This window comes from Lysobacter sp. 22409, assembly GCF_052045105.1.
In the GTDB taxonomy this organism is placed as follows: Bacteria; Pseudomonadota; Gammaproteobacteria; order Xanthomonadales; family Xanthomonadaceae; genus Lysobacter; species Lysobacter antibioticus_B.
Window position 1 is genome coordinate 22,944 of record NZ_JBQEOE010000004.1, and the last position, 19,943, is coordinate 42,886.

20 protein-coding genes are annotated in these 19,943 nt (G+C 64.6%); 13 read left to right on the plus strand and 7 right to left on the minus strand.

The window, feature by feature from the left end; genetic code table 11:
• Positions 1-336: 336 nt before the first annotated feature.
• Entirely contained in the window at positions 337-651 is a 315-nt protein-coding gene (locus tag ACTJJK_RS03080) for a hypothetical protein (protein ID WP_440729432.1), read from the minus strand.
• 307 nt (positions 652-958) lie between these two features.
• Positions 959-1,369: an SRPBCC family protein gene (locus ACTJJK_RS03085; RefSeq protein ID WP_223620872.1), complete on the minus strand. Its 411-nt coding sequence runs from the start codon at positions 1,367-1,369 to the stop codon at positions 959-961.
• 389 nt (positions 1,370-1,758) lie between these two features.
• On the opposite strand from ACTJJK_RS03085, the gene ACTJJK_RS03090 reads away from it, so the two are divergent.
• From ACTJJK_RS03090 to ACTJJK_RS03100, 3 genes are all read left to right on the plus strand, one after another.
• Positions 1,759-2,202 carry a hypothetical protein gene (locus ACTJJK_RS03090; protein ID WP_440729433.1) on the plus strand — a complete coding sequence of 148 codons (444 nt, stop codon included), beginning with the start codon at positions 1,759-1,761 and terminating at the stop codon, positions 2,200-2,202.
• Positions 2,203-2,270: 68 nt separating this feature from the next.
• Positions 2,271-2,906: a dioxygenase family protein gene (locus ACTJJK_RS03095; protein WP_440729434.1), complete on the plus strand. Its 636-nt coding sequence runs from the start codon at positions 2,271-2,273 to the stop codon at positions 2,904-2,906.
• A 109-nt stretch (positions 2,907-3,015) separates the two neighbouring features.
• The gene (locus ACTJJK_RS03100) at positions 3,016-3,396 is read left to right on the plus strand and encodes a hypothetical protein (protein ID WP_440729435.1); all 381 of its coding nucleotides are present in this window, start codon (positions 3,016-3,018) and stop codon (positions 3,394-3,396) included.
• 117 nt (positions 3,397-3,513) lie between these two features.
• Here ACTJJK_RS03100 and ACTJJK_RS03105 read toward each other — a convergent pair whose 3' ends face one another.
• Positions 3,514-3,984, minus strand: coding sequence for a hypothetical protein (locus tag ACTJJK_RS03105; RefSeq protein ID WP_031371829.1), 471 nt, complete (start codon positions 3,982-3,984; stop codon positions 3,514-3,516).
• A 451-nt stretch (positions 3,985-4,435) separates the two neighbouring features.
• Between ACTJJK_RS03105 and ACTJJK_RS03110 the strand changes: the two genes are divergently transcribed.
• Together ACTJJK_RS03110 and ACTJJK_RS03115 are read left to right on the plus strand one after the other, a co-directional pair.
• Entirely contained in the window at positions 4,436-4,648 is a 213-nt protein-coding gene (locus tag ACTJJK_RS03110) for a DUF6289 family protein (RefSeq protein ID WP_057916470.1), read from the plus strand.
• Positions 4,649-6,517: 1,869 nt separating this feature from the next.
• A complete protein-coding gene (locus ACTJJK_RS03115; protein ID WP_440729436.1) occupies positions 6,518-10,300 on the plus strand; it encodes a beta strand repeat-containing protein in 3,783 nt (1,260 codons plus the stop codon).
• 178 nt (positions 10,301-10,478) lie between these two features.
• On the opposite strand, the gene ACTJJK_RS03120 is transcribed toward ACTJJK_RS03115, so the two are convergent.
• On the minus strand, positions 10,479-10,916 hold the full coding sequence (locus ACTJJK_RS03120; protein ID WP_440729437.1) for a hypothetical protein: 438 nt from the start codon (positions 10,914-10,916) through the stop codon (positions 10,479-10,481).
• Positions 10,917-11,008: 92 nt separating this feature from the next.
• Here ACTJJK_RS03120 and ACTJJK_RS03125 point away from each other — a divergent pair, with 92 nt between their 5' ends.
• The 3 genes from ACTJJK_RS03125 (at position 11,009) to ACTJJK_RS03135 (ending at position 13,961) form a co-directional block, all read left to right on the plus strand.
• Positions 11,009-11,773 carry a hypothetical protein gene (locus tag ACTJJK_RS03125; protein ID WP_440729438.1) on the plus strand — a complete coding sequence of 255 codons (765 nt, stop codon included), beginning with the start codon at positions 11,009-11,011 and terminating at the stop codon, positions 11,771-11,773.
• 185 nt (positions 11,774-11,958) lie between these two features.
• On the plus strand, positions 11,959-12,882 hold the full coding sequence (locus tag ACTJJK_RS03130; protein ID WP_440729439.1) for a hypothetical protein: 924 nt from the start codon (positions 11,959-11,961) through the stop codon (positions 12,880-12,882).
• Positions 12,879-13,961 (plus strand): hypothetical protein, encoded by a 1,083-nt coding sequence (locus ACTJJK_RS03135; RefSeq protein ID WP_440729440.1) that lies wholly within the window; start codon positions 12,879-12,881, stop codon positions 13,959-13,961. Before ACTJJK_RS03130 ends, ACTJJK_RS03135 begins: the two co-directional genes overlap by 4 nt.
• Positions 13,962-14,186: 225 nt before the next feature.
• Here ACTJJK_RS03135 and ACTJJK_RS03140 read toward each other — a convergent pair whose 3' ends face one another.
• Together ACTJJK_RS03140 and ACTJJK_RS03145 are read right to left on the minus strand one after the other, a co-directional pair.
• Positions 14,187-14,984 (minus strand): LytR/AlgR family response regulator transcription factor, encoded by a 798-nt coding sequence (locus ACTJJK_RS03140; RefSeq protein ID WP_031371836.1) that lies wholly within the window; start codon positions 14,982-14,984, stop codon positions 14,187-14,189.
• Positions 14,985-15,007: 23 nt separating this feature from the next.
• Positions 15,008-16,084: a sensor histidine kinase gene (locus ACTJJK_RS03145; RefSeq protein ID WP_440729441.1), complete on the minus strand. Its 1,077-nt coding sequence runs from the start codon at positions 16,082-16,084 to the stop codon at positions 15,008-15,010.
• A 199-nt stretch (positions 16,085-16,283) separates the two neighbouring features.
• On the opposite strand from ACTJJK_RS03145, the gene ACTJJK_RS03150 reads away from it, so the two are divergent.
• Positions 16,284-16,697, plus strand: coding sequence for a nuclear transport factor 2 family protein (locus tag ACTJJK_RS03150; RefSeq protein WP_430536906.1), 414 nt, complete (start codon positions 16,284-16,286; stop codon positions 16,695-16,697).
• A 51-nt stretch (positions 16,698-16,748) separates the two neighbouring features.
• Positions 16,749-17,825, plus strand: a complete 1,077-nt coding sequence (locus ACTJJK_RS03155; protein ID WP_440729442.1) for a hypothetical protein — start codon at positions 16,749-16,751, stop codon at positions 17,823-17,825.
• A 91-nt stretch (positions 17,826-17,916) separates the two neighbouring features.
• Here ACTJJK_RS03155 and ACTJJK_RS03160 read toward each other — a convergent pair whose 3' ends face one another.
• Positions 17,917-18,396, minus strand: a complete 480-nt coding sequence (locus tag ACTJJK_RS03160) for a VOC family protein (RefSeq protein ID WP_031371840.1) — start codon at positions 18,394-18,396, stop codon at positions 17,917-17,919.
• A 344-nt stretch (positions 18,397-18,740) separates the two neighbouring features.
• Here ACTJJK_RS03160 and ACTJJK_RS03165 point away from each other — a divergent pair, with 344 nt between their 5' ends.
• From ACTJJK_RS03165 to ACTJJK_RS03175, 3 genes are all read left to right on the plus strand, one after another.
• Positions 18,741-19,049 carry a hypothetical protein gene (locus tag ACTJJK_RS03165; protein WP_031371841.1) on the plus strand — a complete coding sequence of 103 codons (309 nt, stop codon included), beginning with the start codon at positions 18,741-18,743 and terminating at the stop codon, positions 19,047-19,049.
• A gap of 21 nt (positions 19,050-19,070) precedes the next feature.
• Complete coding sequence (locus ACTJJK_RS03170; protein WP_440729443.1) at positions 19,071-19,367, plus strand: hypothetical protein; 297 nt, start codon at positions 19,071-19,073, stop codon at positions 19,365-19,367.
• Between the two features lie 68 nt (positions 19,368-19,435).
• A complete protein-coding gene (locus tag ACTJJK_RS03175; protein WP_440729444.1) occupies positions 19,436-19,849 on the plus strand; it encodes a hypothetical protein in 414 nt (137 codons plus the stop codon).
• The last annotated feature ends 94 nt before the right edge of the window (positions 19,850-19,943 follow it).

Genomic DNA, 19,943 nt, shown 5'->3' on the forward strand with positions numbered 1-19,943 from the left:
GGCCGACGTCATCGCCGAAACCCTAGTCGCCGCTCGCGGGGCGGCAGGTTCCGGCCGGCGATCGGCTGACGGTCGGCCGGCGATCCGGGATCGACGGCCGGCGGCCTTCGAATAGCGGCCCATTGTGCTTCAGCTTGTCCTCGGCTTGGAAGTGCGCGGATATTCATAACCGAGCGGAAGCCTCTGATGAGGTTCCACCCGAGCGCGCAAGCGCCGCATCCGGGCGATGAGCCCGTATGCCGGAATGCGCGAGCCGGCTTCGTCGCCCGACTTGCGCAGCGATCTATGAGCCTCGTCGAGTGCGGGCGGATCAGCCCGATTCAGGCCACGCCTCGACTACCATCGGGCATTCGGCGCAGAGCTCAGGTCTTCGTATAGCCCAAGCACGTCGTTGTCATCCACGCCCGGATCGCCGATGGCGTACAGCGATCCGAAAACCGCCTCGTAGGTGGCGCTGCGATAGAGCAGGCACAGGTCGGCGGCCGAAACGCCGGCCGCCAGCGCCCGCTCGATGGCCGGGCCGACCTCGCCGAAGCTGCTATCGGGGCGACGCCTGCAGTTGGCGATGATGGTGTCGAGCCTGGAGGGATCTCCCCGCGGATTGATGATCTCCCGCCAAAGATGCTCGATCAGTTCTTCTCTCGTAGGCATGGGGAACTCCCGTCCGCGATCGGCCCAGGATGAATCATGGATGGGAGGGCGCACAGGACGCCCTCCTGCTATGTGCGAGCTCAGGGTGCGAACTCACGACCGAGTTGATTGAGCCGCTGCGTTGAAGCTCGCGAGCGCGTCCACTACGGCGAGTGCATCAGCGGCGGCCAGGCGGTGTCGCTGCCGACGCCGCGCTGGTTCCATCAGCACGATTGCGTAGCCGCGGAAGTTCGGCGACTACGGCTGTCATGGCGCCGTTCTTCGGATTGCCTGCCCGAAGAGGCGGTGCTGCACTACGACGCTGGCCTCAAGCCTTCGCTTCGACGTAGCGCCCGAAGTTGTCGAGGATGGCCTGCCAGCCGGCGCGTTGCATCTCGGCCGGGTTTTCCGACTCCGCATCGAAGGTGGACTTCACCCGGACGCCGTCGGGGCCGTCGATGAATTCGGATTGGACTTCGCGCCCGTCGTCCATGCGATAGGCGATGGTCCGGTAAGGCTCGATACGGGTGTAGGTGCCCTCGAAGTCGAAGCCGAAACTACCGTCCTTGGCTTCCATGCGCGACAGGAATCGACCGCCTTCGCGCAGGTCGACGGTGCTGCGCGTGGTGTGCCAGTCCTCCTGGGCGGTATTCCACTGTTTGATGTCTTCGGGGGTGTTCCAGGCGGTCCAGACCTGGTCCAGCTTTGCGTTCACGAGGGTCTCGATGGTGATCTTCATTGCATTCTCCTTTGATGCCCGGGGTGGGCTTTCATTACTACGTCGAACAGGGAGGGGTCAAAACGACACGCGCCCGAAAATTTTTTCCGGTCTCGATGAGGCGAGCCCCGACCCGTCGTCCCAGGGGTGAGCCCCTGTCGGCTTGATGTCCCGAGGCGCCGGATGGTTTATCCCGATGCAGGCCGCTTCCGGTTCGGTTCCACTCGGCCATCGACGGGTATCCGCCGGGGCAACGGCGGACGTCGGCCTGACTTGGATCGGGTGCTGCCATGCCTCGCTGGTCGTGGGCGGGCGGATACCATCCCGATCTCAGTCGAGTAGCATGGGCGCAACTACTCATTCGAGCCGAAGCCGCTTGCTGTCTCGGCTTAATTACGGAACTGGCGAGCATGGAAAGCGTTTGGCGCCCGGCAATGTGGGTCTTGGCCAGCATGCTGCTGGCGGGCTGCACCGATGAGGTAATGGATGCCGGTTACCCGGCGACCTCGGATGCGGTAGCGAGCGGTGCGGTAAGAAGGGGCTGGGTTCCTGCGTGGGTGCCGGCCTCGGCCAGGAACCTCCAGGAAGTCCATGACGTGGACACCAACCAAAGCGCGCTTTCGTTCACCCTGGAACGCTCCGGGTGGCGACCGCCCGCGCCGTGTCGACCTGCGGAAGGTGGCGAGTTTTCGGAGCCCGCGTTCGATCGTTCCTGGATTCCCTCCGGGCAGGACCTCACCGCCGCCTATGACTTTTACGGCTGTCCGTCTGGCCATGATGAGCCCATGCTGGAGGCCGTGGCCGTGCAAAGGGAAGGGACGCATGTGCTGCACTGGCGCGTGTTTTCCCGTTAGCGACTCATCCAAGCCGATGCCGCCTCGCGGCTCGGCTTAACACCGGCATCAGCCTGCAGGAGAGCATCATGCGCAGCTTGTGTCTCACCATATTCTTATGCCTTGTCGCCGCTTCGGCGCCCGCACAGGCGCGCGAGCCGATCGTTGGCCTGCCCTGCGAAGGCTGCGATGCGGTCTTCGACGGTTTGCCCGACCAGTTCGGTTCACGCGCTCGTATCGCGCCGATTTCGGAACCGGGCCAGCCGATGCTGGTCACCGGACGCGTGCTCGATCAAGGGGGCAAGCCGCAGCCTGGCGTCATTGTTTACGCCTACCAGACCAACAGCGGCGGGATCTACCCGGAGCCATCGGGCGCTCGCGCATCGCATCGGCATGGTGCGCTCCGTGCCTGGGTATCGAGCGACGCGCAAGGCCGCTACGCATTCGACACCATCCGTCCCGGCAGTTATCCAAGCAGGGACACTCCGCAGCATATCCATATGCATGTGCTCGAGCGTGGCTGCGCCACCTACTACATCGATGACATCATGTTTCTGGACGATCCGCTTCTGGCCAAGGCGGAGGTCGCCGGCCGGCCCAAGCGCGGCGGAGCCGGCATCGGCGCGCCGCTGCGCCACAAAGGCGTCTGGCACATCACGCGCGATATCCATCTGGGCCAGAATATTCCGGGTTACCGGTCGTGTCGCAGCGGCCGTGAGGCCTGACAATCCATTCAAGCCGAAGCGCGTCCCGGCTCGACCTGACTCAGGTGTTCCGAGTCAGGCGGCCTGAGTCGGGCGCTGGTTGGAACGCTAACTTTCAAGGATGACTCGTATGCAAGTGCCGTACTTGATTGCAGCAATTCTTGCCGCGGTAACCGGCGCGGTGCACTCGGTGCTGGGCGAGATTCTCATGTTTCGACATCTCCGCGACGGCACTTTGGTACCGGCACTGCCTGCGCCACCGCTACGTGTGCGCAATGTCCGAATCATCTGGGCCACGTGGCACCTCGCCACCTTGTTCGGCTGGGCGTTCGCGGGCGTTCTGTTGCAGTTGGCGCTCGGTCATCCCATGTCCGCGCAGCTCGCCATCAGCGCGATCGTGTTCGCCTATCTCGGCGGAGCGGTCCTGGTGCTGGTCGGCACGAAAGGGCGGCATCCCGGCTGGGTGGCGCTTGCGGCTGTGGCGGCATTGACGGCCGCAGGTTCCGCCTGAGCATCGATGGCTCCTCCCGCAGGCGCCCTGATCGATCGTGGGCTCCGCCAGCGGCATAGATTCGTCGATGTGCTTGCGATGCCAGGGGCCAGGCACTCGATCGCGCTGGCGCATTGCTCACGGGCAGGCGAAGGCCACGCTGTGGACGAGTTGTTGCGTTGGGTCGGGTTCGATCTGCAAAAAGCAGGCATCCTCGTCGACGCCATAGTGCCAGGTGCCTTTGTCGTCGCCTTCGTAGATTTCGCCCTCGCCCCAACGTTTGCGCGCTTCCGCCAGTGGCTGGCCCGGGCACAAGCCCGAAGGCGTGCAATAGTCCGGCGATGTGGATTCCAGCATGAGAACTCGACCGGGTTCGATCATCTCGATACGCAAGCCACGATAGATCAGTTGATAATCATGATCGCCGGAGGCGCCTATCGTGCTCTGGGGCTTGCCGAGCTTTTTGCGGACCAGGGCCAGAGAATCGCCCAGCTTCAAACCGGCCAAGCTCAGCTCGCCACGGGATGGCGCGGCGGGCGGTGCGCCGCAGGCGGGGCCGGCGAACAGCAACGACATCAGAACGATGGCGCGCCAGTTATGAATCTGCATGGTGTCTCCAGGTCGCGGGTTCATGATCGCCCTTGCTTCGGCGTGCGGCTCATTGAAACCGGCCTAGCCGAACCCCGCTCGCAACGTTGAGCGCGTTGCACCCATCCTCGCCGAAGGCTATCCGATTTGCACGCCGGCCCAGGGCGTTTGTTCCAAGGAGCGATGCGCGGTCTCTCGCCATCCGATGCGGAAGTTCGTGCCCGCGCTGGCGTCCTGGCTGTCGTCGAGGCGCTTGCGGTCCGGGGGCTATCTTGGGGAGGCGGCGTTACGAGGCGTCATCTCCATGGCGGCACCAAGGAACTTCGCGGCTCTACAGCACGGCCGCAGTATGTTTCAGAAAAGAATCGTCGGATTTGTAGTTGCGAATTCGCGATGCCGGACACGGCCCGCCGCGGCCCTCGCTGTATCTTGCCCCTGCGGCAATCTGTCGCAAGCCAAGGAGAGGATGACGATGCGCAACATCAAGTTGATCGTGTTGGGAGCCCTGTTGGCGGTCTCCGCCGGTACCGGCGCGGCAACCGCTTCCGCCGGCTGTTACTGCTCCGTCGTCTACTACGACGCAGCCGGTACCGTCGTCGGCATACGGCAGCCGGCCGGATGCGGCGATCCGGGCTGGGGCATCATGACGATCCGATCGAAGGCCTACGCTGGCTGCATCATGTAGCGCGTAACGCTCGCGATACTGCGAAGCCGCCCAGCGCTTCCGGGCGGCTTCGCATCCCTTGAGTCGAGCGCTCGCCGCTGTGCATCAAGTCGTCGCGGGCGAGTCGTCGAAGTCCGTCTTTGACGGAGAAGCAGGTTGTCCGGCGCGGCCGGATCATCCGCTATGCCGGCCCTGATGCACCGGCCTGCGTTTTGCGCTGTTCCTGTTGAGGCTTGGGAAACATTGCCGGCAGGGCGCCGCGCTCACTTCGCATCCGGTCCTGAGCGGACGACTTGTCGGCTCGGCCCAATAACGTCGGCCACGGACTGAAAAAACGGGACCCGTGCAGGGCCCCGCCTGGAATCGCATCGTACGTAGGCGGCTGCGAATCCCTACATCTCCACGATCGGTCCACCCGGATCCGGTGCCGGTGGGCAACCCCGGTCAGGGCTGCACAGTCCGATCAAACGCCATGCGGCGCCGCGGCACTGATACAGCGAGCCGGGATCGTACGGATGATCGTACGCCACCTGGAATAACTCGCCCTCCCGTTCCACGGTGCAGGCGTAGGTCGGTTCCGCTGCCACGGGCGCAGCCGAGCCGATCAGTCCTGCGAAGAGAGCGAGCGCGGCTCCTTTGGCAATCCATCCCTTCATGCGGTGTTCCTCCATTGAAAGCCGCCTCGCTTGATTCCTCTCTGGGTTTGGGCGGTGACTGTAAGCACGGCCCATCGCGATGACGCGAGCTCCCCGGAAGCGGCGGCGGCCTCCGGAATTCCCTGGAAACGACGCTAGCACAGGGCGTTTCGCCAGTCGGTGCGCAGATGCCGGTACCGGCGAGTTCGAGCAGATCGGCCGTGCTGTCGCCTGGGGGCGCTTGAACGACGTTGCGGGCCGCCGGGCCCTTGGGGCGGGCGGTGGATGCGCTCGGTTGCTGCGCGTCCGATCCGCAAGCATTCGCGGGAGCGAACAGGCGATCGCGTTGCGCTACCCGACCACGCATGCGGTCCGGCGCGGGTGCTGGAGCGGGATGCGACTGTCGGCATGCAGCGACGATGCGGGTGCCGCGGCCGCGTGCTGTTTCGCGATGCGATGTCGGCGACCGCCCGCATCGAGCTCTGCTGGCCGAGGCCTTAGCGCATCAGCCGCAATGGACATCGTCGGCCGATAGCGCGGTTGCCGGTCTATCGAGCCGGGCCGGGTGTCGGTGGGGATGGCCGTGGCGGACCCGGCGGCAGCGGCACAAAGCATGCAGATAGGGACGGGCTGATCCGGCCTGCGGAGAGGCCCATGGACGCTGTATCACGCGCTCTGCCGCCCAGCATCAGGGTGTGCCAGGAAGGGCAATTAGTGACCAAGAATGAGGCCAAAAAGGTCACCTTTGCGGACTGTTAATGGAATTTAGCTAAATTTTGGAGAACTTAGCCGAATTTGCCATTACTTAGGCGCTGCCGACGACTGGCATGATTTTTGTGACGCAAGTCACATAAACTAGATTTGTCGTCCGCCGCCCCCCTCCGGCCGGACGTGACCCAGTTCTCCGCGATTACGGATGGCTGGGCGATGCAGTTTTGCTTTGCGACCTGAGCAAGGTCTGCGGGCACAAGTCTGAACGGGCAGGAAGCCCCGATAGCTTTAGGGGGAGGCTATGTCGACCATCCAGTCCGAGATCCTGCGTTGCCGATTCGTAATGCGGCTGACGCTGTCTACGCGATCCAGCTCGTTAAGCCCAAGTGTCGCGACGGTGGGCCGCAGGACGCAACCTGCCGGTTCGCACGACGTTGCCGTGGCGCATCGCACACGGCGCGCGTTCCCTTTACCGCCCTGGGCGGCCGGATTGGCGCTGATACTGGGCGCAGGCCAGGCATTGGCGGCCACGTATACGGTCACGATGCCGTCCACCGATATCGCCGGCGCGTGCACGGCCGTAGTGGCGGGCGCATCCACCTGCACCTCGCTGCGCGCCGCCATCACCGCAGCGAACCTGACCACGACGGTGGACGACACCATAGCGTTCAGCGCAGGCGGCAGCATCGCCATTGCCTCGGCGCTACCGCTCATCACCGATACCACCACGGTCAATGGCAGCGGCATCACCTTGAACGGCGGTGGCGGGGCGTATTCGGCCATCCAGTTCAGCGGTGCCGGTGCGATCAACAGCCAACTGCAAAGCATCTCGATCGCGAACTTCAATCAGTCGGCAGTCACGATCGGCAATGCGCCTAACGTCGTGTTGAACAACAACACGATCAGCATGCCCAGCGACAGTTCCGATGCCATTCGCTGCTTCAACAGCGACAACTGCAGCATCACCGGCAATAACATCAGCAACGGCTTCTATGGCATCAGCGTGTTCAACGGCACCGCGATCGCCGGCTACAACGCCACGGTCACCGGCAACATCATCACCGGCACGAACTACGGCGTCGGCGTGGCCAGCGTAGGCAACGTTACCGTCGGCAACAATACGATCACTAGCACCAATTTCGCCGGCATCCGCCTGGTGCCGCAGTTCAACCTCAGCAATACCGACAACAACAGCATCACCAACAACAGCCTGACCGGAGGCGCCGGCGCAGGCATCGTGTTCCAGGGGTTCGGCGGGATGGTCGGGCTGAGCACCCTCAGCAACAACCTGATCCAGGGCAACACGATCACCGGCAACAGCGGAGCAGGCATCAGCTTCCAGAGTTCGCCTGGGGTGCTGGCCATCGATGCCAATACCATCACCGGCAACACCGTCACCGGCAACGGCGGCGACGGTGTCGAGATCTCCGGCGCCAATGCCGCCAACAATGCGATCTACGCCAACCTCAATATTTCCGCCAATGCCGGCCTGGGCATCGACCTCAATGCCGACGGCGTGACCTTGAACGATGCGGGCGACGGCGACGCCGGCCCCAACGGCCTGCAGAACTTCCCGGTGGTGACCAGCATTGCCGGCAATACGGTCGGCTTCACCCTCGACACCAGCGCCAATGCGAGCGGCTATCGCATCGATTTCTACAACAATCCCGGCGGCCTGGACCCGACCGGTTACGGCGAAGGCCAGATCTGGCTGGGCAGTTGCATCGTCGCCAGCCCCAGCGCCGTTACCCCAAGCACCTGCACGATCGCCGGGGTCAGCACCACCACCTTGCGCATGACGGCGACACGATGCCTGACCGGGGCCTGCACCTCGGGCGCGACCTCCGAGTTCAACACCATCGTCCCCACGGTGACGCTGACCAAGGGCCTGAGCGGCAATCGCCTGAGCGACAGCGACCAATTCACGGTGCAGATCAAGAACGGTGCGAGCGTACTCACGACCCCGGGCAACGATACCTCCGCGGGCAACGGCAGCTCGGTGACCGCCGGTTCCGGCACCACCGGGGCCACCGCGGTCGCCATAGGCACCGCCTACACCCTGACCGAAATCGCTGCCGGCACGGCCAACCTGGCCGACTACGCACAAAGCATCGCCTGCACCAACGCCAACACCGGCTCGACCACGACGCTGCCGAGCGGCAGCACCCAGCCGTTTACGGTCAACCCGACCAGCGCCGCCGACAACATCAGCTGCACGCTGACCAATGCGTCTCTTTCGAGGGTGACGGTGACGAAGGTGTCCAACGGCGGCACCGGCACGTTCGCGTTCTCGGGCAGCAACGGAGTGGCGAACCACAGCATCGTCACTGCCAGTCCAGGCTTGGGCGTGGCCGGCGCGACGCAGACGCTGACCACGGCCGGCGCCGCGACGACGATCACCGAGGCCGCGCCGCCGGCCGGGTTCGTACTGAGCGCGATCAGTTGCACGGGTTTGGGGGCGGGCGGCACGGCGACGCCCACCATCAATGGCGCCTCGGGCGGCAATATCGTGCTCGATGCGGCGGCGACCGCGGCGGGCAGCAACATCGCTTGCACCTTCACCAACACCAAGCTGGCGACCTTGCGCATCCAGAAGACCCGCATAGGCACCGTCGGCGGCCCGGTTGTCTTCAATTTCAGCGGCGACGGCCCCGGCACCGGCCTGCCCAACGACGACAGTTTCTTCTTCAGCCTCAGCACCACCAGCAGCCAGACCCACGACTACGGCACCGTCAACAGCACGCCCTCGCCGGGCACCAGCGCGCTGAACAATTTGGTGCCAGGCACCTACACCGTCGGCGAGAGCTTTACCGACGGCAACAACAACGACTTCGAATTGACCAACGTCAGTTGCATCAACCAGGCCGGCGGGATCACCGGCAGCACCGTCACGCCGACTTACGGGGCCAACGGCGGCAGTGCCGCGATCAACCTGGTGGGCGGCGCGAACTACTTGTGCACCTTCATCAACACCCGCGATCCGCACATCGTGCTGACCAAGGAAGTGCAGGGCGCCGGCGCGACCTTCGGCTACAGCATCACCGCGACCGGCAACGGTTCGATCACGCCGGCCGCTCCGGCCCTGTCGCCGGTCAGCAACAGCACGGCCTCGGTCGATGTGGATGTTTCGGTGCAGAACAACAACTCGCGCGACGTGACGATCACCGAGAACGCACCGCCGGCCGGGTACGTGCTGGTCAGCGTGTCCTGCACCAAGATCAGGACCGCCGCCAACGGGACGATGACGTCCACCACCTACACCGGCAATACCGCGACCCGCGCGGTCACGATCCTGGACTTCACCCCGGACGACACCGGCTCGTGCAACTTCGTCAATGCCCAGCAATCGACCGTGACGATCCGCAAGTTGAGCATCGGCGGCACCGGTACGTTCGCGTTCACCGGCGGCACCAATGGCCTGCCCGCCAGCTTGAGCCTGAACACCGCTACCGCGAATCCGCAGGCCTCGGCCGTATTCGCGCTGGCCACGCCCGGCCAGCCGGCGAGCCTGACCGAAACCGTGCCGGCGGGTTGGACCCTGACAGGCGTCGCCTGCGTGGATGCCAGCAACAACGGCGTGCCCGTCACGCTGACCGGCAGCACCTTGACCATTCCAGGCGGCTCGACGGGAGGCGGCGAAGCCCTGACCTGCACCTTCAGCAACAGCAAGGCGCCCCGCCTGCGCCTGCAGAAACAGTTACCGCTGGGCCGTTTTACGAGCACCGACCAGTTCACTCTGAACATCGGCAGCAGCGCCGTCACCACCACCGGCACGACCAACGCACCGACCGAAACGGCGACGGTGGACCCGGCCGCGATCGGCACCAGTTACACGTTCGCGGAAGCCGCGGCCGCAGGCGCGGACCTGGCGAACTACGCCGTTACCTACGCCTGCAGCAACGCGCTCGGCGGAGGGCAGGCACCGAGCGGCAGCGTCGGCAGTTTCAGCCTGACCCCGGTCGCCGGCGACGACCTGCTGTGCACCTTCGTCAACACCCGCAATCCGATCGCCGACCTGAGCATCACCAAGACCAATACGCCGGGTTCGGGGCCGAGCGACCTGGCCAACGACAGCCTGAGCCGGGGTGCGAGCACCACCTACACGATCGTGGTCACCAACAACGGCCCGGATGGCGTCACCGGGGCGAACCTGCGGGACCTGGCTTCGGATCGCAGCAATCTGGATTGCACCGCGCCCGCGACGTGCAGCGGCACGGCCTGTCCCTCGGGAACGCTTACGCCGGCGCAACTGGATGCCGGTGTCGTGCTGGGCGCGATGGCGATGGGAAGTACGGTAACGGTTGCGCTGACCTGTGTCGTGCAATGAGAGCGGCCGGCCACTGGCCGCTCTCTACCCGATGCTCCGGGCCTCCGACCCCCGGAACTGCACGATGTCCGCGTGCTTCCGGGGAGTGTCGACTCGATGCGGCAGCGAGCGGAGCTGAGACTTCTACGGAACCTTCCGGCCGATAGCCCAGGCCGGAAGGTCGAACCTGCTGGAGCCGTCATCCATTCGGCTCTACCGGCCGGCGAAGATCGAATCGGCAATGAAGACAGAAATCGGTTCGATAGTCGGTGTACGCACGGTCGTCGGACGGATTGTCCGCCACCCACTGATGCGGGATCTTCGCGCAGGACGGGCAACGGAACTGATCGGCTTTGTCGAGCCGCTTGACCGTGCGCACTGCCAAGACGATCAGGATGAGGACGGAAGCGGCTATCGTAGCGACGGCGACCGTGGTCGAGTGCGCAAGGGAGCCGAGGAGCCCGAAGGCGATGGCGCCATAGGAAAACAGCAGGGTGGTATCGGAGGGCGCCCTCAGTCGGTTGTACTCGTCTAACGTCATGCTTCTAAGGCCCCGTTCCTTCGCTATCTGAGGGCTAAACGATAGCAGTGTCAGTGCCTCCCGGCCGGTGGTCGGTGCGAGGGCTTCATACTGCATCGGCCGAGCCTTCGCCGCTTCGCATTCCCGGCTCGGGTCGGAGTTGCTAGCGGCTCCCGACTTCACTGCTTGAATAACAACAGAGGAAAGCCATGCGTTACTTGATGTATGCGGCAGTACTGGTGTTGCTTGCTGTCGGCGATGCGAAGGCGGAGCCGGTGGCAACCGACATCGTCATTCGGGCGAAGGCCCGGGACGGAAAGTTCATCGGCTCGTCGATCGGAGGCGCCTGGGTTCGCATCAAGGACGCGGACAGCGACAAAGTGCTGGCGGAAGGCTTGACCGAAGGCGGCACCGGCGACACCGAAGCCATCATGAGTACGCCCCGAACGCGTTACGGCGCGATAGCGGGGAACGCCGCCGCATTCAAGGCCAGGCTGTTACTCGACAGGCCGGTGTTTGCGACCGTGGAAGTGCTGGCGCCTTACATCAAGAAGCAGGCCAGGACCGTATCGCAGACGCAACTCTGGCTCGTCCCCGGAAAGCCCATCGCGGGCGACGGCTTGATCGTCGAGGTGCCGGGCATGATCGTCGACATACTGAGCCCGGGCACCCACCTGTACACGCCGCTCAGCCAGGCGCCCTACGAGCTCAAGGCGAACGTGGTCATGATGTGCGGCTGCATCCTCACCGAAGGCGGCACCTGGGACGGCAAGAGCATGGACGTGGCTGCGATCGTCGAGAAGGATGGCCATCCCTATAAAACGATACCGCTGCAGATGCAGGCGACGATGAACACCTTCCGGGCGTTGTTGAAGCCCGATGCCCCCGGCAACTATCGCATCACGGTGTATGCCTACGACCCCAAGACCGGTAACACGGGTGTCGATCAAACCAGCTTCGTGGTAACGAAATAAGCGGAGTCGGCCTCCGCTCGCTAGCGACTCATCCCGTGCCGCGCGATAGACCCAGTCGCGCCATCGCGGCGCGTGGGTATGGCAAACTCGGTCGGCTATGGCGCCGGTCGCCTTCGAGCGACGACCGTACGGCAAGCGACATCGGTTGCGGGTAACGCCGCGGATTGCGAGAGAGCTGGATGGGTATGGAGCGACACGCAAGGGATGGCTGGAGGGGCAAGGTCCTGATGGGAGCCTTGGTAGCGCTCGTGGTCGGGGGAGCGGCCTGGTGGGGATTGGGGCGCGACCGGCGGACGGACGACGAGCATCGCTCGGCCTCGCAAGCGACCCCGGCCGATGCGCCGGGACGGAACTCCGTGCCGGCCGCGGCGCCGCTGCCCCAAGGCTCGTTTCTGGATACCCACAAAGAACTCGAAGTCCGCGCGCGCGCAGGAGACGTGCGGGCCGCCTATCGCCTGGGCCAGGTCATCAGCCGATGTCGTGAGTACCAGTCGATTCCCGGTGGCGCATTTACCGAGATGCTGGCGCAAGCGATCGCCAAGGCCGGCAGCAGCATGCGCTGGGGCGGACGCAGAATGGACGATCCGGACGTGCTGGATGCGTTGCTGTACGGCAAAGACAGAATGGACGCGATCTGCGGCGATGTAGGGGACTTGCCGGCCTCGATAAGCAAGGGCGATGCGCGCGCCTGGTTCGAACTGGCCGCGGAAGGCGGCCATACGAAAGCGATGGTCGATTATGCCGCTTTCGCGTTCGAGGAATTCCCCTCCGAGGCGGACCTGCTGGACAACGCCGCGGAGGTGGTCGCACGGCGCGAGCGGGCCCGTGGATACCTGCGCCGAGCGTTCGAGGCGGGCGAGCCCGAGGCGCTGTTGGCATTGGCCGCGTCCCATGGGCATAACGCGTATCTGGGCCGCAACATGACCGACGCGCTCGCTTACTGGAAAGCGTATCGACGGACGGGCGAAGGCAGCCAGCTGCCACAAGGGCTTGCGAAGATGATGGAAGCGCAATTGCTGGAGCACGCGAACCCCCAGCAGATACGCGATTCCGAGCGACGCTCGCTCGAAATCCAGCAGGCATTTCAGCAAAGGAGGGCACCGCGATGAAACGAGGGGTCGGGTTGGGAGTGTTGGCATTGGCCCTGGGCGGGCTGGCCGCGTGGTTTTATATGAGCCGAGCCACGTCAACGCAGGGCGGCGTTACAGCGCAGGTCGTGATCGCCGAAGCGAAAACTTCCGAGAAGCGCGCAGCGCCGACTGGGCAAGATGCCGCCGCCGTGCTTCGGCAACGCCTGTCGCAATTTCCGCAAGAGTCGGCCGCTGATCGCGCCGCCAGCAAGCGCTTCCTCGAGCAGATGTGGAGCAAGAATCCATCCGGTAAGTGGTGGCTCCCTCCGCTCGACGAAGTCTATGCCGAACTGCGCGCGGCAGCGGAACGAGGCGACGTCCAAGCCGCCTATATTTTGGGAAACCGATCGGACCAGTGCCGCAAGACGGTGATGGACGGCACGCCGGACAAACTGCTGGCCCGGCTGGAAGATGAGATGGAGTCCTCGGGGGCCGCCGAATATGCACAAGCGCGCATGACGACCGTCCACGATCGGTTCACCAGGGAACTCGAGCAGTACGAGTCCTGTTCGCGGGTGGGCCAGGCCGCCCTGGACGAATCGTTGCTGTGGTTGGAGCGGGCAGGTCGGGGCGACGCCAAGGACGCGAGGCTCGCCTATGTGGCCACCTGGTCCGAACAAGCGGGTCGCGACCGCGGTGGATTGATCGCCGACATCGAGCGCGCGGCGCAGCAGCGGACCTTGGCGCACGAGTGGCTGGCTCAAGGCCTGGCCGCCGGCGAGGACCGCGCTTTGGATATCTACATCGATGCGTACTCCGGGAACGGCGGACTATTCCCGCGCGACCGGGTGCAGGAGCTGGCGTATGGCTATGCCCGCGACCTGGTCCGGGGCCGCCGCGGTACGGGGTTCGAGGCGCTCTGGGCGAATGGCCCGACTCGCTTCGGCGACCTGTCATCGCAGCAATGGGACGCGATCGAGGCGCAAGGGCGGGAGATTTTCAAGGCTCACTACGAATCGCGCCCGGTGGGGCCGAATGGTGCGCCGTCCTCGCCGTTGCGGAAGCTCCAGCAACAGCAGCAGGAACGCGCAGGGGCTGTCGATGACGAGCGCAAATAAGGGCGCAGATAAACTAGCCTGGTTTGCGTTCGGCGGCGCGGCCTTTGCGGCGAAGGCTTCAGGCATGTCCCTTGCGAAGGCCGCCGAGGCCGAGTGAAACACGCCGGTGTTCATCGACGGCGAGAACCGACTTGATGAACGAGGCGACGGAAGCGAGCGATCGCTTCCGTCGTTGCCCGAGTGCCTGCATTCGGGGCGGGGATGCCGACCCGGAGCGGGGCCAGCTCAGGTCAGCAGCTTGAGTTTGTCGCGATAGCTGCGCGACAGCTTCAGCTCGTGTCCGGAGTCGAGTAGAAGAAAGTACTCGCCATTGAGGTGGGGGCGCATTTCCTTGACGCGCCCCAGGTTGACGATGGCCGAACGGTGGATACGCGCGAACTTATGCGGATCGAGGCGGCGCTCCAGTTGTTGCATCGTGCCGCGCAGGACGTGGGTTTCGTCGTTGGCGTGGATGCACATGTAGTCGCCGGCGGCATCGATCCAGCGGATCGAGTCGGCATCGATGCGCAGCAGGCGATGGCCGTCCTTGATCGTCAGCTTGGAGCCGGCGCGCGGATCCTCGTCGCCCAGCAGGCCGTCGACCTTCGATCGATGCGTTCCGGGCAGGGTTGCGATGAACTTGAGCAGGCGCTCGTAGTGATCCTCGGTCTTGCGCGCGGCCAGGCGCGAACGCGCGCGCTCGACCGATTCGTCCAGGCGCGCGTCGTCGACCGGCTTGAGCAGGTAGTCGAGCGCGCTCGCGGCGAACGCGGCGATGGCGTAGTGGTCGTAAGCGGTGACGAAAACCGTCAGCGGGATTTGCGCCGCCGGCAGCATGCGCAACAGCTCGAAGCCGTCGATCCCGGGCATTTGCACGTCCAGGAACATCAACTGCGGACGCAAGGCGGAAATGGCGTGGAATGCTTCGCGGCCATTGCCGGCTTCACCGACGATCTCGATGTCCTCGTGGCGGCCCAGCCGCAGCTCCAGCCCCCGCCGCGCCAAGGCTTCATCGTCGACGATCAGGGTGCGGATCTTCTTCATGTCAGGGCTTCTTCATCTCATGGCTACTGCGCGGTCGCGAACGGCAGCCGGATATGCACGTCCACGCCGCGAGGTTCGCGGTTGCGGATGTCCAGTCGTTGGCGCTCGCCGTACAGCACGCGCAGGCGTTCGCGGGTGTTGGCCAGCCCGACCGGGGCATGCCCGCCGGCCATGGGATCGGCCTCGACGAAGCCGGGGCCGTCGTCGCGAAGATGCAGGTCGAGCATGTCGCCGTCGAGCCGAGCGACCAGTTCGATACGTCCGCCTTCCTCGCGTTTCGATACCGCGTACTTGATCGCGTTCTCGATCAGCGGTTGCAGGATCAGGCTCGGCACCAGCGCATTGCGTACGGCCGGTTCGATATCGACGGCCATCTGCAGGCGATCGCCGAAACGCACTTGTTCGATGCCCAGGTAAAGATCGAGCGCATCGACCTCTTGCGCCAGCGCGACCGGCTGCTCGGGGTCGGAATCGAGGGAGCGACGCAGAAACGCCGACAGGCTTGCGACCATGCGATAGGCCGTATCCCGCTGGTCGTCGAGGATCAAGGTGGAGATGGCATTGAGCGTGTTGAACAGAAAATGCGGATTGAGCTGGTAGCGCAGCATCTTGATCTGCGCCGCGTGCGCAGCGTTCTGCGCACGCAATGCGGTTTCCTTCTGTTGTTGCAGCTGCAGCGCGAACTTGATTCCGAAGTACAGCCCGCTCCACGACAGAAGGATGTAGAGCGTCGAGGTGAAGTACCACAGATAACCGAAGATGCTGCGGATCTCGCAGTTGTCGCAATAGCGGAACGCGATGGTCACGTAAAGCTTCATCTGCACCAGTGTGGCCAGCACGAGCAGCACGATCGCGGCGGCGGTCATCTGCGGCACCGACAAGCCCCACAGGCGCCTATAGCCCAGGCGCAGCAGGCTGGTGACGGCGAAGCCGCAGACGGCTACGGAAAGCGAGGCGGACACATAGTGCAGCGGCTTGCCGTCGCCCATCGCGGTGGTGAAGTGGAGTATGAAATAGCCGAACCAGCCGATGCTCTGCAAAGGCCAGAACAAACGCTTCGAGGCTGCCGACATCGAATCGGGCAAGACGATGGAACTCATATGGGGATTCTTCGTGGCAGGCGGCCACTATGAATTACTCGATGCCCAGTGTGAAGGAGGCCCCTTGGGTCCAACGCCTCGTCGCATCTTAGCAACGCTCTGCCGCACGGCAGGCAGACTTCCGCTTTCGGGTCCTGCCTAATGGCCGAATCGATCCGACTCGGCGACAGAGACAACCATGCTGACATTTTCCTTGATCATGGCGGCGGCAGGCGCAGCGGCGCCCGCCCCGGCGAACGTTGATCCGGCGACGGTCGCGGCTATCGAAGCGACCTGCTTCGATTATGTGGACGGCCAGCTCGAGGCCGATCCGGATCGCGTCGCGCGCGCATTGCACCCGGACCTGGCCAAGCGCGCGGTGATCGGGGACACGCCTTACGAGCGGCTCGGCTTGCGGCGCATGTCCAAGGAAGAGCTGGTGGCGTTGACCAAGAAAGGGGTGTTGAAGACGCCGAAGGAACAGTGGGACCGCAGCTGCCGTGTGCTCGACGTGGTCGGCAACGCCGCGTCGGTGCGCCTGGAAACCCAGTGGTTCGTCGATTATTTCCATATGGGGAAATTCGACGGTCGGTGGATCATCGTCAATGCCTTGTGGTACAGCAAGCCGAAGTGAGTCGCGCGCCGTCGATAAGGCCGTTGTCGCGAAATCCATAGGGGATATGTAATGAGAAATACGGTCCTGATGGCGCTCTGCGTGCTGGCGCCGGCCTGCACGCCGATGAATCCTGCCGAACCTGCGGCAGCTTCAGCCCAACCCTCGGTGGCCGTGCAGAAGCCGGGTGCCGCGCTGGGCGGCGAGCGTCAGCTGGTTTCGCCGCAGGCCGATGCCCCGCGCCTGCTCGGTGCGGATTGGTTGTCGGGCATGCGCAACGATTACAACCTCAGCACCGATTCCGTGCAGCGCGCGATGGTGTTCGCGCGTTCGGCGGCGAACTTCAAGGACAGTCGGATCTGGTTTGCGCGACGGGACGGCAGCGGCTGGGGAGAGGCTGCCGAGGCGCCGTTCACCGACCCGCGCTACCGCGACTCCGATCCCTGGTTGACGCCCGACGGCCGAACGCTCTATTTCGTTTCCAACCGTCCGCTCAGCGGCGAGGCGCCGAATGCCAGCCTGGACATCTGGCGCGTAGGCCTGGAGGACGGAAGTTTCGGCGTGCCCGAACGCCTCGCTACGCTGGCCAGCGATGGCGAGGAACTCGGTCCGGAGTTGCACGATGGTTGGCTGTACTTCAACAGCTCGCGCAAGGGCGGGCCGGCGAAACTGGCGATCTACCGAGCGCGCGTGAACGGTAGTGGCTTCGATGCGCCGCAGCCATTGGGTGCCCCGTTCAACGACGGCGCGATTCAAGGCGACTTCACCCTTTCGTCGGATGGTGGCCTGGCCGTGTTCTGGAGCCAGCGCGGCGGCTCCGCCGATGCGGATCTGTTCGCCGCCTGTCGAACGAACGACGGCTGGTCGGCGGCGGTGCGCTTGCCGTCACCGATCAACGCAGCCGGCATGGACTTCACCCCGTCCCTCACCACCGACGGCAAGGAACTGCGTTTCGCCAGCATGCGCACCTCGGCGCACGCCGACGATGCCGCTCAGGTGTTGAACGGACAAGCCAATATCTATGTGGTCCCGACGGCATTGGCGACTCAGGCACTCGCCGGAGAACTGAGCCAGGCAGGCTGCAGTCCGGCGGCCGCGCGCGAATTCTCCGCGGCGGCGCGGCCCGTCGGGGCAGGGCGTCGCTCGTAAGCAGCGCCTGCACGGGCGGTTTCGCCCCTGCGCCCTCGTGCCGCCGAGCCCCGGAGCCACCGCCGCGGAGATCGGCCCGTCTCGTGGGGCCTCAGCCGCGCCGAGCCGCCTCGATCGTCGCGATGTCGATCTTGGTCATCTCCATCATGGCGTCGAACGCCCGCTTGGCGGCCGCCGGGTCGGGATCGGTGATCGCCGCGGTCAGGGCGCGCGGCGTGATCTGCCAGTTCAGCCCCCACTTGTCCTTGCACCAACCGCAGGCGCTGGTCTGGCCGCCGTTATCGACGATCGCATTCCACAGGCGGTCGGTCTCGGCTTGGTCGTCGGTTGCGACCTGAAACGAGAAGGCCTCGTTGTGCTTGAAGGCCGGTCCGCCGTTCAAGCCGAGGCAGGGGATGCCCATCACCGTGAACTCGACGGTCAGCACATCGCCTTGCTTGCCGGACGGAAAGTCGCCGGGCGCGCGATGGACGGCTCCCACCGCACTGTCGGGAAACGTCTCGGCATAGAACTTCGCGGCGTCCAGTGCGGTGCCGTCGTACCACAGGCAGATCGTGTTTTTGTTGGCCATTCCGATTCTCCTAAGTTCAGTGGCATGCATCGTTCAACGGTGTGCATCGGGTTGCGCGGGAACTCGAACTGCGTCGTCGTCTTATCGGCCCGGGGCGCACGCGATCGTGGCGCACCTCAAGAGGCCGGGCAGGGATCGGCCCGGGGCAGCCGTTCGAGGATCGTACTCTTGTGGGGGAAGCATCCGCTGGTCGGACGCCAATGATCGATCCCGGGATATTCCGGCGCTCTGAAACGCTCGTTAAAAAAGCATGGAGCCGCAGCGCCAGGCACCCGAGGCAGCCGCGTGAGCGCCTCGTAACGCCGTCCTTTCGATTACCCTGTCGCCCTTCAAGGAGGAATGCGATGAAGCTTTATCACCGGATCAGTCTCGTCATCAGTCTGCTGTGCCTGGGGGCTTGGGTTTACGCCCACCTGGGCTATCGCTCGCCCGGGGCTCACGACGGCCAGGGTCCCGATCCACTGGGCATACTGCTGTACCTCGCGGTGTGGGTGGTGGGCGGCTTGCTGCTGCATTCGACCCTGGTCTCGACGTGGTTGGCGACGAGCAAGCGCAACGCGGAGCGGGTGCGCGAAGGTCGCATCGGCCTGTGGATCCAGGCGGCGGCATGGGCGGTGCTGGCGTTCTGCGTCTGGCCTTGGGTGTCGCAGTAAGTCCCGCTGCAGGCCCCGACCATGCGTGCCAAGACCGCATTCTCCACTGCCTTCCTTGCGACGATCTTCATCGCGTTCCTGGCCAATGCGGTTCCTTATTTCCTGACCCGTCGCGCCTATCAACGCGATGGCCAGGAAGTGGCCGGCTTTCCCTTCCTGTTCCGCAAGGTCGGAGGGGACTGCGGCGTATCGGCCTGCGACAGCTACGGCTTTCATGTCGTTCATTTCGCTGCCGACGCGGGGCTTGCGCTGGCCTGCGCCCTGTTTGCCGGATACATTGCGCTGCGATGGGCCGGGCGCGTTCGTGCAGGGACTTAGCGATTCATTCAAGCCGTAGCCGTTTCGCTGTTGGCTTCAATCCGGGCGTTGGGGGCGTCGAAATCCGCATGGCCAAGCTCAAGATCATCTCCGTGCCCCCGGGAGAAGCGCCCGATTGGGTGCGGCAGCATTGGGTGGGGCTCGCTTTGCCGCTGCCCGACGGTTGCGAAGCGCCGGTGACGCTGCCCACCTTCGGCGTGCTTAGCGCTCCCAAGACTCGGATCGGTCAATACCTGGCTCGCTTCTTCGGCCGGGCTCGCACCGAGACCGGATACCTGGTCGAATCTCTTCCCGCGTTCGAACTGCTGGCTCAATCCAGTCGCGAAGCCGCCGACTGGTGGCGCGCCCATACGCCGGAGCTGGCGCAGCCCGGACAGTATTTGTTGTTCCAAATCGGCGTCGGCCATGTGCAGCCTTCGGATGCGTCCGAGCAGTCCATTCAAGCCGAATCGGTTCCACAAGCCAGCCTTACTCGGGCGTAACGCCAGAGGCGGACGACTTCATGGCAATCGCGCTTAGGCCAACCCATATTTTGCTGTGGTCTGCGGCGATCGCCGGATCGGCAGTGCTGGGCAT

Excerpts from the sequence above, each read along its gene's own strand:
- ACTJJK_RS03160 (WP_031371840.1), bottom strand. The coding sequence starts at position 18,396 with ATGGCCAACAAAAACACGATCTGCCTGTGGTACGACGGCACCGCACTG.
- ACTJJK_RS03130 (WP_440729439.1), top strand. The coding sequence starts at position 11,959 with ATGGAGCGACACGCAAGGGATGGCTGGAGGGGCAAGGTCCTGATGGGA.
- ACTJJK_RS03125 (WP_440729438.1), top strand. The coding sequence starts at position 11,009 with ATGCGTTACTTGATGTATGCGGCAGTACTGGTGTTGCTTGCTGTCGGC.
- ACTJJK_RS03140 (WP_031371836.1), bottom strand. The coding sequence starts at position 14,984 with ATGAAGAAGATCCGCACCCTGATCGTCGACGATGAAGCCTTGGCGCGG.
- ACTJJK_RS03175 (WP_440729444.1), top strand. The coding sequence starts at position 19,436 with ATGGCCAAGCTCAAGATCATCTCCGTGCCCCCGGGAGAAGCGCCCGAT.
- ACTJJK_RS03150 (WP_430536906.1), top strand. The coding sequence starts at position 16,284 with ATGGCGGCGGCAGGCGCAGCGGCGCCCGCCCCGGCGAACGTTGATCCG.
- ACTJJK_RS03105 (WP_031371829.1), bottom strand. The coding sequence starts at position 3,984 with ATGCAGATTCATAACTGGCGCGCCATCGTTCTGATGTCGTTGCTGTTC.
- ACTJJK_RS03095 (WP_440729434.1), top strand. The coding sequence starts at position 2,271 with ATGCGCAGCTTGTGTCTCACCATATTCTTATGCCTTGTCGCCGCTTCG.
- ACTJJK_RS03145 (WP_440729441.1), bottom strand. The coding sequence starts at position 16,084 with ATGAGTTCCATCGTCTTGCCCGATTCGATGTCGGCAGCCTCGAAGCGT.
- ACTJJK_RS03100 (WP_440729435.1), top strand. The coding sequence starts at position 3,016 with ATGCAAGTGCCGTACTTGATTGCAGCAATTCTTGCCGCGGTAACCGGC.
- ACTJJK_RS03165 (WP_031371841.1), top strand. The coding sequence starts at position 18,741 with ATGAAGCTTTATCACCGGATCAGTCTCGTCATCAGTCTGCTGTGCCTG.
- ACTJJK_RS03090 (WP_440729433.1), top strand. The coding sequence starts at position 1,759 with ATGGAAAGCGTTTGGCGCCCGGCAATGTGGGTCTTGGCCAGCATGCTG.
- ACTJJK_RS03085 (WP_223620872.1), bottom strand. The coding sequence starts at position 1,369 with ATGAAGATCACCATCGAGACCCTCGTGAACGCAAAGCTGGACCAGGTC.
- ACTJJK_RS03120 (WP_440729437.1), bottom strand. The coding sequence starts at position 10,916 with ATGCAGTATGAAGCCCTCGCACCGACCACCGGCCGGGAGGCACTGACA.
- ACTJJK_RS03170 (WP_440729443.1), top strand. The coding sequence starts at position 19,071 with ATGCGTGCCAAGACCGCATTCTCCACTGCCTTCCTTGCGACGATCTTC.
- ACTJJK_RS03110 (WP_057916470.1), top strand. The coding sequence starts at position 4,436 with ATGCGCAACATCAAGTTGATCGTGTTGGGAGCCCTGTTGGCGGTCTCC.
- ACTJJK_RS03135 (WP_440729440.1), top strand. The coding sequence starts at position 12,879 with ATGAAACGAGGGGTCGGGTTGGGAGTGTTGGCATTGGCCCTGGGCGGG.
- ACTJJK_RS03080 (WP_440729432.1), bottom strand. The coding sequence starts at position 651 with ATGCCTACGAGAGAAGAACTGATCGAGCATCTTTGGCGGGAGATCATC.
- ACTJJK_RS03115 (WP_440729436.1), top strand. The coding sequence starts at position 6,518 with ATGCCGTCCACCGATATCGCCGGCGCGTGCACGGCCGTAGTGGCGGGC.
- ACTJJK_RS03155 (WP_440729442.1), top strand. The coding sequence starts at position 16,749 with ATGAGAAATACGGTCCTGATGGCGCTCTGCGTGCTGGCGCCGGCCTGC.